Below are 12,023 nucleotides of genomic sequence, written 5' to 3' on the forward strand. Positions count from 1 at the left end.
CAATCGGGGGATGCTTCTACCCCGCTTCACCCTCCGTACCGGCCTCCTTGGATTGACCGTCGGGTCGGTCGTGGCGATCGTCATCCGTGAGGCGGTGCTTGGCGCACCCTGGGCGATTGGCGTGACCGTCGCGTTGGGGTCGGTTGCCTTGTCCTTCACGCTACAGGCGATCGCGTTTGCCCTGTCGCTCGCCTTGAGCCGCTCCGGCGGCCGGGAGCCGCGTCGATGACAGGACTTGGCCGCGTCGGCTTGCTCTTCGCCTTTACGCAACTAATCATCACGGCCCCGGCCGCGGCGACCTCGGGCGGCGTCGTCGAGTTGCCGCCCGCCCGGAATGGGTCGCCGGCTTTCTCTCCGCGTCACGGACTCAATATTGAGCTCGACAGCCGCTGGCTCGACGCCGGCGGGTACCGGCCCGTGCGGGTGCGGTTCGACACCGCCACGCCCGCGGCGGTTGATCGGCTGCTGGCCGTCGAGCTGAAGTTTTCCGATTCGGGCCGCCCGGGCGACACGGACCTGACGGTACAGGACGAAGTGCTGTTGCCCGGCGGCGCCGACTCGGTCGAGATGGTGGTGCGGTGCCCTTCGATCAGCGATTGGGCGCTGCATTGGTGGACCGTGCGGGTCGACGGCGAAGTCGATCCAGCGCTGTCGACCGACATGAAGACCGCCATGCCACTGCCCACCACCGCCCGCGAGTCGATGTTCCGGCTGTTGCGGCCGACGCGTTCGGCGGGGAAGTCCACGACCGGCCTGGCGTCCGAACGCTCGACCGAACAGATCACGGTCGGACAGCGCGGCCGGTTTCTGATGGAACGGCTCACCTCGGAGTCGCTCGACTCTTGGATCGACTACGCGTCAGCGGAAGTCATCACGGTCGATCTGCCGACACTCCGCCGTTTTGCCGAGCGCCCCGAGTCGCAGGTGACGGCCCTGCGACGGTGGCTTCTCGCCGGAGGGATGGTCTGGGTAGAGAACACCGGAGGAACCGCTCAGAACTACCGCGAGATCAACGAACTGCTGCGCTTAGAGCGTTGGCGGTTCACGACCACCGATGAAGCGCCTTCCGAGAAGGAGACGCCACCGCCCACGACACAAGCCGAGGAGACGGCGGAAGTCGCGTCGCAGGGTGAAACGCAGACGCCCAATGTCCGCGAACGCCGCGGGGGAACCACCCCGATCGAGGAGGCGCCGGGGTGGGGGTATTCGCAAGTGACCTTCGATGACCAGATCGAGGGGTTCGGTCCTCCGATCGACCGCATCCGGTCGCTCATCAACCAACAACGCCCCACCGATACGCGCGGGTGGTGCGCCCAACGCGAAGCCGGCTTCGGCCGTATCGTCGCGTTCGATCAGTTACCGTTCGACGTGCCCGATGCGCTAAGACGGGGCCCGTCGCGGCAAGTCATGGCGAGCTGGGAATCGTACCGCTGGAGCGCGCGACACGGTGTCGAGCCGGATGGCGCAAGCGCAGATTTCGGCAACTTGCTGATACCGGGCGTCGGCGTGGCGCCGGTCAACGAATTTCAGATTCTGATAACGTTGTTCGTTCTCGCCATTGGCCCGCTGAACTACTGGCTTCTGTGGCGGCGGCAACAGCTGCACCTGCTGGTTTTGACGACGCCGCTCTACGCGTGCGTTGCGACGCTCGGCTTGGTCGCCTACGCGGCGGTAGCCGACGGATTCGGAGTCAAAGCGCGGGTCCGGAGCATTACGCTCCTCGATCAAACGACGGGGGAGGCGGCCAGTTGGAGCCGGGTGTCGCACTACGCCGCGACCCTGCCCGACGAACCAATGACCCTCCCCGCCGACACGGCGATCTACCCGCTGGAACCGATTTGGGAGTCGGCCTTTGCCGAGCGAGAGGCGGCGCGGACCCTCCGGTGGGTGGGAGATCAGCAGGTGCTCGGCAGTGGTTGGGCGCCCCCCCGGACGACCGTCCAGCATCTGTTGGTGCGGTGTCGCACGTCGCCGGCGAGAGTCGAGCTGACGGGGCAGGGGAGTAACGTTCGAATCGCGAACCGGCTCGGAGCGCCGATTGATCTGATCGTCGTCCGCGACAGCGAGGGGGGCTGGCTACGCGCCGTCGCGGTCACGGAGGGAGCCACCGCCAATCTTGAACCGGTTGAGCGGCTCGACGCCATGCAGTCGTTTCGCACACTGGCGATTTCGAATATTCCGACGTCGCCGGCCGGCGCCGGCAAAGCGGTCGAGGACACCCTCGAGCGGCTCGGCGCGTCGCGCGACATCCGGCGCATGCAACGGACGTTGCCCGCATCCGCCGTTGGCGACAACCTGGCGAACCGTGTGATCGACGCCCTGACAGGCATCGACGGCGGGCGCAGCCTCGATGTGCCGCCGCAGAGCTATGTCGCGGTCACCACCCGGGCGGTCGAGACGCCCCTTGGATGGGACTCGGTCGATGAGCTAGGCAGTTTCCATATCGTCGTGGGGAGGTGGTGAGATGACGACCAACGCCACCGTCACCGCGGCCTCGGGCCGCCCGCTGCGGACGCCCAAGGCGTCGTCGGGGCCCCCGATCGAGCTCCGCCACGTCCATCGCTGGTTCGGTTCGACGCACGCCGTCAACGACGTGTCGTTTATCGTCGAGAAGGGCGAGGTGTTCGGCTACATCGGCCCGAACGGCGCCGGCAAGACCACCAGCATGCGAATCCTCTCGACCCTCGATGAGCCGTCATCCGGCGACGCCTCGGTCGATGGCTTTAGCGTGATTGACGATCCCGACCGCGTCCGCTCGCGACTCGGCTTCATGCCGGACTATTTCGGCGCGTACCAGAACGTCAACGTCTGGGAGTACCTCGATTTCTTCGCCCGCGCGTACGGGCTACGGGGGACCGAGCGTCGCCGTGCGATCGAGTCGACGATGGACTTCACCGGGCTCGACGAACTCGCGCGAAAGCCGATCGATGGGCTCTCGAAAGGAATGAAGCAACGGCTCTGCCTGGGCCGGACGATGATTCACGACCCCTCGGTGATGGTCCTGGATGAGCCCGCTGCCGGACTCGATCCCCGCGCGCGTATTGAGTTGCGCGAAATGATCTCACGCCTCGCCGAAGCGGGGAAAGCGATCCTGATCAGCTCGCACATCCTCACGGAACTCGCGGAGATATGCGACCGCGTCGCGATCATTGAGCGCGGGCAGCTGATCGCCGTCGGCACCGTCGATGAGATCAGCGGCTGCGTGGAAGAAGAGATCACCGTCCGACTCCGCGTCACCAACGATCGGGCGTCGCATGATCAAACGGCAGTGATTCCCTGGCTATCGCGGCACGCCCACGTCAAGACCGTCGTCGCAACTAAGGAAGGGGTCACGTTCCACCTCGTCACGGAACAACCCCAGCGTGACGCAACGCTGGCCGGACTGCTGGCCGAGCTGATCGGCGCCGGCTTCGGCGTGACCGAGTTCACTTCGCGCGGCAAGTCGCTTGAGGATGTCTTCCTCCACGTGACGAAGGGGCGTGTGCAATGACGACCTTGCCCCCGCAGAACGAGATGGCGGACGCCGCCCAGCCGGGCCGGCTGAATCGCTGGCTCGAGTCGGCCGGCGACCGTCTCAACCCGATCCTCGTCAAAGAGACGCGTCAGTCGCTGAAGAGTCGGCAGTTCACGCTGTGGTTCGTTCTACTGCTGATTGGCTGCTGGGTCACCACGATCGGCGCCATCGCGATGGTCGGGCCCAGCATCTACTACGTCTCGGCGGGCGGCTATTTGCTCTATGTTTATTACGTGATCTTGGCGTTGCCGCTGGTCGTCGTGACGCCGTTCTCAGCCTACCGGTCGCTATCGAGTGAGCACGAGGACAACACCCGCGATCTGCTCGAAGTCTCGAGCCTGTCGCCCCGCCAGGTGATCAATGGCAAACTCGGCAGCGCTCTGCTGCAGATCGTCATCTATCTTTCGGCCCTCGCGCCATGCATCGCTTTCACTTACTTGTTGCGCGGCGTTGACCTGACGACGATTGGCCTGTTGCTGGCGTATGCGGTGCTCGCTTCGATCGGCCTCTCTGCGGTCGGGCTCGTTATCGCCGCCGCGACACGGCAGAAGTACGCCCAGGTGGTGATGTCAGTCGGCTTCGCCGGATTGCTCTTCCTCGCCTACTCAGGCCTCCTCGCGGCGGCCGCCGCGGTCCGCGGGTGGGAGAGCCGCTGGCTGCATAGCGAAGAGAACTGGTGGCTCCACCTCGCGCTGCTCTGTCTCTATGCGACGTCGTTCGGCGTGGTCTACACCGCCGCGATCTCGTTGACCACCTTTACCGCCGCCAACCGCTCGACGGGGCTTCGTAAGGCCGCCTTTATTCAGCAGGCGTTTTTTGTCGCCTGGATCGGGGGCGCCGTCGCCGCAGGGGCGCCCTACGATGGCGTCTTCGTCGCGCTGGTCGTCGCGGCGGTCTATTGGTTTGCGGCCGGCGCTTTGATGTCGGGCGAAGCGCCCCTGCTGAGTCTGCGCGTCCGCCGCTCGCTGCCGACGAGTCTCCTCGGACGGGCCGTGAGGAGTTGGTTCAGTCCGGGGAGCGGATCGGGCTATGTCTTTGCCGTCTGTAACGTCGCGACCCTCGCCTTGATGGTGGTCATCGCCGTTTACTCCACCGCGATCCCCGGCAACTTTGCTCCCGCGCAAACCGCCAAGGCGACGTTCCTCTTGGTGAGCTACTTCGCCGCCTACCTGGGACTGGGACGCCTTGCGGTCGATGGCTTGCGCCGCGTAACAGATATGTCGACGCTCGGGGGCTTTCTGATCCAAGTGCTCTTCGCGCTATTCGGATCGGGGCTGCCGTTTGTAATTCGGACATTGAGCGAGCGGGTCCGTGTCGCCGATTGGTTGGCTATCACCGCCTCAAGCCCGTCGTGGAATGTGCCCCGCGTGCTCAATGGTGAATTGCCATCCGACGTCGAGATCACGCTGCTCATTGCCGTCGGCGCGGTGGCCATGGCGGTCTTCTTGGTGAACCTCGCCATGGCGGGCTACGAGGCCCGACAGATGCGGGTCGCCATCCCGAAACGAGTTTTGGAAGACGACCGCGAGCTGCAGCCTGAACCGGAGTCGCGTGTCACCAACCCGTGGGGCGACCGACCCGAGCCCGCAACCGAAGCGAGCCGGTAGAGTTTACTACTCGATCGACACTACTCGATCGACACTACTCGATCGACGCGGTCCAGCGACTCCGCCCCCGTTGCAGCACGGCGCGCGGGGGGTCGATCGAGATGACGGTGACACCGGCCGATTCCTCGCCGCTTGAGAGCGGCTTAATGACGCCATTGATCGTCAATAGGGCCCGTGGCTCATCGAGGTTCGCGAAACCCATCAAGACGACGCTGTCGGCCGACTCGTCGCCCGAATTGCGAGCGGCGCGCGGCGCCAGCTTGCGGGGCTCGAAGAGGTTGGTCCGTTCCGGGAACGGCGGCGTATAGGCAACCGCAACGGGCGGCGGCGTTGGCGACTTCTTGGCCGTGTCGGCCGGTTGCTTGGCGGCGTCTTCAGCTGCCTCGGTCACCGCTTCGGCGTTCGCGGCGGCCGCCTCGATCGGGTTCAACGGCGCCGGTGAGTTCCCAACCGTATCGACACCCTCCCCGCAGCCGCTCGCCAGCAGGGCGAGCAGCGTGACGCTGAGGGCGGCGGGTCGGACGAAAGTCACGTTGCAGCTGCGTTGGGAGAACATCGAAAATCCGGAAGGGTCCGCCCCAAACTCTAGCTTGCCGTCGCCGGCCGCTAGGCAGCAACAGGTAGCCCGCCGAGGCCGATCGCACCCGCCTAATCCGCGCAACCCGACCCCTATCGCCAGAACTGCCAGAAGCTTTTCTTCGCCTCTTGACGCTCCGCGGCCGGCTCCGGTGAGGGGCTCGAGGTCAATCGCTGTCGATCCGGATAGACGCTCCCCGTCGCCCGGAACCGCGAGTCGTAATCCATCCGCATCGGCTCGGTCTTGTCAACTTGCCCCGTTGCGTTCCCGGCAAGAGCTGCTTGGTTGACACCGCTAGCCGGGGGTAAACGGTAGACGTCTCGCCTTGTCTGCGACGGGAGCGGGGTGATGTCGCTCGACGCCGAGTCGAGCGGCTCGGGCGAGGGGATCGGCTCAAGGACGTCCGAGGGCGCCGTCTCGTAAGGTGGTTGCCGACCTTCTAGAGACGGCGGCGCGATTTCTGGCGCCATCTGGAAGGCCGGCCCTTCGACGTCAACCGGCAAGCAGTCGCAGCCGTTATTTTGACCGCAGGTCGGACATCCCTCCGCCGGTGGGATCCGCTCCAAGCGGCAATTGACGGTGTCGGAGGTGAGACGGTCGCGTTCGTCCAGCCCGTCGCTGTAGCCGACGATCTCTGGCGTAATAAACACAACCAACTCGCTCTCGACGATCCGCGTCTCCCGCGAACGGAAGAGCCGGCCGATGTAGCGAACGTCCTTCAGTAGCGGCACGCCATTGAAGTTGCCGACGTCGGTCCGCTGGCGGAGACCGGCGATCATGATCGTCTGGCCATTGAGCACGCGGACCCGTGTCGTGGCCCGCCGCGTCTCGACGATCGGCTGGTTGTCACCGGGGGTGTACCCCGCCAGACGGCTGAACTCGGGGGCGACCGTCAGATCGATTGTCGTGTCGCGGGAAATCTTCGGCGTGACATCAAGCTTGATGCCGACTTCCTTGAAGGCGGTCGTTCCGATGTTGCCGCCGCCGGTCGTCTGCGTCAGTTGTTGGAACGGGATCTCAGAGATGCTCTCGATATTAGCCGCCTCGTTGTCCATCACCGTGACGTTCGGGTCGGCTAGTAGGCGAGAGTCTTCCGCCTCCTGCAGCGCGACAACCAGGGCGCTGAGATTGAGGTCCCCCTCGATGCTGTAGAAATTGAAGGCGCCACCGGACCCCGTCGCGGTCAGCGGCGCCGCGGTCTGTGTTAAGAAGCGGAGGCCGGAGCTCTTGCCGGTCGCGACACCGGCTGCGTCGATCGAGCCGTTCGATATCCCATTCCAATTGATGCCGATTTTCTCCATGTCGGAGAGGCTGATGTCGTAGATCAAGGCCTTGATGTTGACCTGCGGTCGCGGTCGATCGAGCTTCGACAGCACCGACTCGACCATCCGGATGTTGTCGGAATAGTCGACCACCAGCAGACGATCGTCCCCCTCGACGGCCGAGGTCCGTCCGTCGGCGCTGAGGATCACGTCAATCGCCGTACTGGCTTGGACCGCGGAGATATAATGGGTCCGGAAGTAGGCGACCTCCAATTGCTTCGGCCCGCCCCCCGCGACGCCCACTCCCCGCGACGCGGCGTCGAGCTGCTGAACCAGTTCGCGGATCATCTCGACCCGATCGGCGAAGTCGACGACGAGCAACGCGCCGGCGGTCGGAAGCGCTTGGACCTGCCCCTGCGGCGTGCTCATCAAGCGGGCGGCCTCGACCAGCTCGTTGATGTCCGTCATGCCGACGGGGATCGTCTCGGAGACGAAGAACGGGTTGATCTGCCCGAGGTCCTGCAGACGGCTGACAATCAGGCTGCCGCCGACCGGGCGGTAGGCGTAGCCGTTCGACAGCAAGATCGTGTCGAGGATGTCGCGGAGCGGCGCGTCTTTGAAGACGCCGTTGACGGAGCCTTCGACCTTCGCCGCAACGATGTTGACGCCCCAAAGCTCGCTGATGGTGAACAGGGCGGTCTCGAGGGTCGCGTCTCGCAGTGTCAAGTCGCCCCGGCGACGGAGCGACTCGACCACCTTGGCCGAGGCGGCGGATCGGCTCGCGCCCGAGCCGGCCGGCGGCGGCCCCTGGGCGTGGCTCGCGAGGGCGCTAGCCAGAATGATAACGGCGCAGCCGACCACGCCAGCCATGCGAGCGGCAATCGCGGTCCGTTGCGTTCGTTTCACCATAGGTCATCCTTGACCACGCCCTGCGTCGGGCGCTAAGCCACGTCGCTCGTGCGTACTAGCGCGAAGTACCAGAGCGTCAACTCAAGCTGAAGCTCTTGGGCGTTCCGCGCCATCGGTTTTAACTCAATATTGCTAGCGTGCTTGAGTCGTCGATCAACATCGATCGCCTTTAGCAACGCTACTAGTTCGTTCGACGACCCCGTCACGCTGAACGTCACCGCCCTGGTCTGCAGCTGAAACGGGGTTGCTTTACTCTTGTTGGTGGGTCCCGTCGGTGAGATCGGGTTCTCGTCGTCTGACCAAGGCCGGAGCGACGGGTTTGCAAGGTCAATCCTTCTCACTTGACAACCCGACTGGCGAGCCGCATCCACCAGCCATGTCCGCAGGCTGGCCAACTGTGACTCGTCGACGACTCGCTGCCGGAGCCGCTCCAGCTTTTGTTCTTTCGCGCTGTACTCCCGCTCGTAGACCGGCAATTGCGCGGCGGAAGCCTCCGCCTGCGTTAGCTCGGCCTGCAGTTCGGATCGTTCCGATCGCTCCGCAATTAGTAGATCGACTTGCGGCAGCGCGCTCGCGAGGGCGAGCACGCATGTGACGGCTGTAACGATTAGCCAGCGGTGCGGGCTGGCCGCCAAGCGTTCTGCGATGGTCTGGATCATGGCTTCACCTCACCCGATGCTGTCGTTGCTGTCGCCACCCCGAGGTCGACGCCGAAACTCGTCGCGGGCCCCTGGGGAGTCTGCTCGACGCCGGTCCCACGGAGCGCCACCTCTTGAAAAGTGGGCGCGTCCTCAAGGTTGTGGACAAAGTCGTAGAGGCTCCCCTCGGTGTAGCTGGCCCCTTCTAAGGTGACGCTCCCCAGGTCGCTAAATCTCAACGCCTTGAGCCAGACGTCGTCGGGGAGGCAGAACCCCACCCCTTGGATAAGGGGCGTCATCTGGCGTTCGGGGATCTTTTTCTCCAGCCTGGAGAGGTGCTCAATCTCGAGCGTCGCGTCGGCAAGCTGCTTGCTCAGCCGCTGCCCTTGGAGGTAGACCGGCTTCGCCGCTTCGACCTCGCTGCGGAGCGCCATCAGCTCGGACCGTTGCTCGAGGTTAAATAGCCAGAGGCCGGCCGCTAGCAGCAGGGCGGCGACGAGAGGAGTCGCGGCCCGCATAAGGAACGGGCGAATGGGCTGCTTCGCCCCGGCATGGATCGCGTCCATAAGGTTCGGGCTAACGCTGCTAGCATCGTCCCGCCCCCGCAGCGCCAGCCCCAAGGCCGCGCCCATTTCTGCCGACATGGGCTCGGCGTCCTGGACGGTCCAGAGGTCCGTCAGGGCGTCGAGCGGTAAGACGCTTGTCGCGATCTTGCGGCGGGTAATGGCGTCCGTCGCCGCGACCTCGCCGGGCTCGCCAACCAGCCACATCCTTTCAATGTCACCGGCGCCGACGCCGTACTGCCGCTGGCAGAACCTTTTGAGTCGATCGTGATGGTCATCGACAACCTTACCCAACCGGTCCGTGGTCGAGTCGCTTGATGGCCGGTACTCGACCAGCAACTGACCGCGCTGGCTGACGCCGACCTCGAAGCGGTCTTCGTCGAGCTGGACCATGAGCACCGACGACGGCTCTTCCGGTTCGAGCCGTCCTTGCAAGCGGCTGAGCGCGACCAACGCCGATTCGACGACCGCGACCGTCAGCCCCGCCGACTCAGCGGCTTCCACCAGCAGGGCGAGCGTCCTTTCGTTGGTGACCGTCACCAGGGCGTGCTCATGACGCGCGTCGATATTCTTCCGGGCAATCGCCGCCGTCTTCGCGCCCGGCCCCAGCGACAGGTACATCTGGCTCCGTTCGCGGAGTTCCCCAAGCTCTTGCTCGACCTTCGCCGTAGCGCCCGACGTGGCCCGGTTGACGCACAGCGTGCTGCTGATCGCGAACGCGACCTGACAGCCCGCGAGGCGTTCCTGGTTCACCAGCGACCGCAGTGCGGCCGCTAGTTCGACGCGTCCTTCGGGGCAGAGGAGGTCTTTCGCCTTCTTACGCCAAGGGATCGAGAGTGTCCGCAGGACCGGTAGATTGGAGTTCTCACTGTCGATAACCAGCGCGACGCGCAGCACCGAGTGGCAGAGCTCGATTGAGATACGACGTGATTCGGCGTGGCGGCGACGGCTCGACACGTTGCGCCGGTCGGACGCCTGGCGTCGGTCTTCGTTTGATTTCTTCATAGGGCTTTTCCGTTGCGTCTCAACGTCACAGTTCGATGGTTGCGCTGACCGTCCGCTTTCCGTTTCCTGCAAATCCGGTCGAGGTCACCACAACGTTGCCGAGGGCGTCGTCCGCCGCCGAGGTCGAGTACCCGGCGGCCGGGGAGCTCGGCGGCAGGACGCCGTCGGTTACGACGCCCCGCCACGTGGCGTCCGCGGCCAACTGGCTGCAGGCGTGGTGGACGCCCGCGTTGGCCAGGTAGAGGGCTTGTTCGTACTCGATCGAGTTCCTCGTTGCGGCGAGCTGGAGGGTCTCGGTTTGGACGACATTCAGCACCAGGGTGCTCACCATGAACACCAGGAACAGGCACATCAGCAGCGCTGCGCCGCGGCGGGGGCGACGGCGTAAGAGGGCAGGGCGGCGCGCTACCATGATCGCACCCAGGTGTAGGAGGAGACGGTCCGCGCGCCGCCGGCGGGCAATTGGGTCGTGACGCTGGCGTGCACGGCCTGCACGTCGTTGGGCTCGGTCGTGGGCGTGAGGCCGTCCGCCTCGTAGCCGGTGAAGGTCAATTGTTGGATGTCCTCCGCTAGCGGCTGAGACGCTCCGCCGTTGATGCTGAGGGTGATCGAGGTCCCGGAATGATCCCACCTCCAAGTTGCGCCATCGGCGAGAACCACCGTCAGCGACCCGCTGTCGTCGGAGGGGGCCGTGATGGCGACGACCCCGGCACATTGCCGGACGTTCTGCACAAGGTGCCGCAGCACCGCCGTCGCATTGCCGGCCCGGTCGAGGTCGGCCTCGTGCGCGGTCCACGCGGCGTAGCTCGAGCGCAGCACAACGAACGATGCGGTCATCATCGTGGCGGCCAGCGTCGCGGCGGTCATCACTTCTAGCAGAGTGACGCCGCGACGGGCTTCGGGTTGGAGACGACGGCGTCGCATCTAGGTGGACTTGGCCTCGTAGGTGGCGAACTTGGCGACCTTGGTGCGATAGACACACTTCGGCTCACCCGTGGTCAAGGCGTCGTCGCCGTTCTCGTCGTCGTACACGGTCGAGCGGATATCCATTAGCACCCCGACCACGCCGCCATCGAGGGGGTCGTCTGAGCAGGTCGTTGTGTAGCGGATGTTGGGGTGGCCTTCGCCGCTGTAGTCGCCAGAACTCGAGCCCTCCGCCCAGCTATCGGCGACAAGCACCAGTTGTTCCTCGACGCGCGACACCGCATACAGCGCCAGCAATTGGCGGCGGTCGTCTTCCATGCTCCGCTCCATGCCGTAGCGGATCAGCTGCACGGCGGGCACGAGGGTAGCCGCCATGAGCGCGATGGCCGCAACGACCTCGACGAGCGAGAACGCCCCCCGGCAGCCCCCTCGGGGAACTGCCGCTGCGGCAAAGTTTCGGCGGAACGGATTGCGAGCCATGGAGAAACGTAGCTCACGCCAAGCGGGGCGCCACGCCACGGCCTGCTAGGGCGTCTTGGCGATGGCGACGCGTCCGGTGACGGGGTTAACCGTCAAGGTCCAATCCCACTTGCCATCGCTGAGCGCGATCACGCCCCCCGACGCCGGGGTCGTAAGGGCGCCTCGGTAGTCGTACTCCCAGCGGTCGTAGGCCGTGGTGGTGGTGACGCCAGTCGGCGCGACGAGATTCGCGTCGGTCGGTACGTCGCCGCCCGCATCGGCCCGCACCAATGACAGCGAGTCGACCTCACCCGCAGTGCGGTGAAAAAGCACCGCCGCCGGGAGGCCTTCGGCGATCGCCTGCCGTCGAGCAAGCTGCAACGACAGAGCGACGCTCCGCACGAAGCCTTGAGCCGACGCCGTTCGGACCGTCGCCTCACCCCAACGGGTGACCGCCATGGCGCCAATCACGCCGACAATGGCGATCACGGCGACCAGTTCGAGAAGCGAAAACGCACGCCGTCCGAAGGGAAGGCGTGCGTTGCGAGTGGTTGAGTCCATGACT

12 protein-coding genes are annotated in these 12,023 nt (G+C 65.3%); 4 read left to right on the top strand and 8 right to left on the bottom strand.

Going from position 1 to position 12,023, the window contains the following annotated elements:
* Nucleotides 1–10 precede the first annotated feature (10 nt).
* From Pla108_RS09840 to Pla108_RS09855, 4 genes are read left to right on the top strand one after another with little or no spacing between them, the layout of a single operon-like run.
* On the top strand, nt 11–229 hold the full coding sequence (locus Pla108_RS09840) for a hypothetical protein (protein ID WP_146444755.1): 219 nt from the start codon (nt 11–13) through the stop codon (nt 227–229).
* Nucleotides 226–2,463, top strand: coding sequence for a hypothetical protein (locus Pla108_RS09845; RefSeq protein WP_146444756.1), 2,238 nt, complete (start codon nt 226–228; stop codon nt 2,461–2,463). The genes Pla108_RS09840 and Pla108_RS09845 overlap by 4 nt, the downstream gene beginning before the upstream one ends.
* 1 nt (nt 2,464) lies before the next feature.
* A complete protein-coding gene (locus Pla108_RS09850) occupies nt 2,465–3,490 on the top strand; it encodes an ABC transporter ATP-binding protein (protein ID WP_146444757.1) in 1,026 nt (341 codons plus the stop codon).
* Nucleotides 3,487–5,121: an ABC transporter permease gene (locus tag Pla108_RS09855; RefSeq protein WP_146444758.1), complete on the top strand. Its 1,635-nt coding sequence runs from the start codon at nt 3,487–3,489 to the stop codon at nt 5,119–5,121. The genes Pla108_RS09850 and Pla108_RS09855 overlap by 4 nt, the downstream gene beginning before the upstream one ends.
* Nucleotides 5,122–5,155: 34 nt before the next feature.
* Here Pla108_RS09855 and Pla108_RS09860 read toward each other — a convergent pair whose 3' ends face one another.
* From Pla108_RS09860 to Pla108_RS09895, 8 genes are all read right to left on the bottom strand, one after another.
* Nucleotides 5,156–5,677, bottom strand: coding sequence for a hypothetical protein (locus Pla108_RS09860; protein WP_146444759.1), 522 nt, complete (start codon nt 5,675–5,677; stop codon nt 5,156–5,158).
* 113 nt (nt 5,678–5,790) lie between these two features.
* On the bottom strand, nt 5,791–7,866 hold the full coding sequence (locus Pla108_RS09865) for a type II secretion system protein GspD (protein WP_197526446.1): 2,076 nt from the start codon (nt 7,864–7,866) through the stop codon (nt 5,791–5,793).
* 35 nt (nt 7,867–7,901) lie between these two features.
* Nucleotides 7,902–8,528: a type 4a pilus biogenesis protein PilO gene (gene pilO / locus Pla108_RS09870; protein ID WP_146444761.1), complete on the bottom strand. Its 627-nt coding sequence runs from the start codon at nt 8,526–8,528 to the stop codon at nt 7,902–7,904.
* Entirely contained in the window at nt 8,525–10,075 is a 1,551-nt protein-coding gene (locus tag Pla108_RS09875) for a PilN domain-containing protein (RefSeq protein WP_146444762.1), read from the bottom strand. The genes pilO and Pla108_RS09875 overlap by 4 nt, the downstream gene beginning before the upstream one ends.
* Nucleotides 10,076–10,100: 25 nt before the next feature.
* Nucleotides 10,101–10,487, bottom strand: coding sequence for a hypothetical protein (locus tag Pla108_RS09880; protein WP_146444763.1), 387 nt, complete (start codon nt 10,485–10,487; stop codon nt 10,101–10,103).
* Entirely contained in the window at nt 10,481–10,999 is a 519-nt protein-coding gene (locus tag Pla108_RS09885) for a PulJ/GspJ family protein (protein WP_146444764.1), read from the bottom strand. Before Pla108_RS09885 ends, Pla108_RS09880 begins: the two co-directional genes overlap by 7 nt.
* Entirely contained in the window at nt 11,000–11,479 is a 480-nt protein-coding gene (locus tag Pla108_RS09890) for a type IV pilus modification PilV family protein (protein WP_146444765.1), read from the bottom strand.
* A 45-nt stretch (nt 11,480–11,524) separates the two neighbouring features.
* Nucleotides 11,525–12,019, bottom strand: a complete 495-nt coding sequence (locus Pla108_RS09895; RefSeq protein ID WP_146444766.1) for a pilus assembly FimT family protein — start codon at nt 12,017–12,019, stop codon at nt 11,525–11,527.
* Nucleotides 12,020–12,023: the final 4 nt, after the last annotated feature.

Source organism: Botrimarina colliarenosi, assembly GCF_007859955.1.
GTDB lineage: Bacteria > Planctomycetota > Planctomycetia > Pirellulales > Lacipirellulaceae > Botrimarina > Botrimarina colliarenosi.

Coding starts and splice junctions, on each gene's coding strand:
- Pla108_RS09840 (WP_146444755.1), top strand. CDS start 11: ATGCTTCTACCCCGCTTCACCCTCCGTACCGGCCTCCTTGGATTGACC.
- Pla108_RS09845 (WP_146444756.1), top strand. CDS start 226: ATGACAGGACTTGGCCGCGTCGGCTTGCTCTTCGCCTTTACGCAACTA.
- Pla108_RS09850 (WP_146444757.1), top strand. CDS start 2,465: ATGACGACCAACGCCACCGTCACCGCGGCCTCGGGCCGCCCGCTGCGG.
- Pla108_RS09855 (WP_146444758.1), top strand. CDS start 3,487: ATGACGACCTTGCCCCCGCAGAACGAGATGGCGGACGCCGCCCAGCCG.
- Pla108_RS09860 (WP_146444759.1), bottom strand. CDS start 5,677: ATGTTCTCCCAACGCAGCTGCAACGTGACTTTCGTCCGACCCGCCGCC.
- pilO (WP_146444761.1), bottom strand. CDS start 8,528: ATGATCCAGACCATCGCAGAACGCTTGGCGGCCAGCCCGCACCGCTGG.
- Pla108_RS09875 (WP_146444762.1), bottom strand. CDS start 10,075: ATGAAGAAATCAAACGAAGACCGACGCCAGGCGTCCGACCGGCGCAAC.
- Pla108_RS09880 (WP_146444763.1), bottom strand. CDS start 10,487: ATGGTAGCGCGCCGCCCTGCCCTCTTACGCCGTCGCCCCCGCCGCGGC.
- Pla108_RS09885 (WP_146444764.1), bottom strand. CDS start 10,999: ATGCGACGCCGTCGTCTCCAACCCGAAGCCCGTCGCGGCGTCACTCTG.
- Pla108_RS09890 (WP_146444765.1), bottom strand. CDS start 11,479: ATGGCTCGCAATCCGTTCCGCCGAAACTTTGCCGCAGCGGCAGTTCCC.
- Pla108_RS09895 (WP_146444766.1), bottom strand. CDS start 12,019: ATGGACTCAACCACTCGCAACGCACGCCTTCCCTTCGGACGGCGTGCG.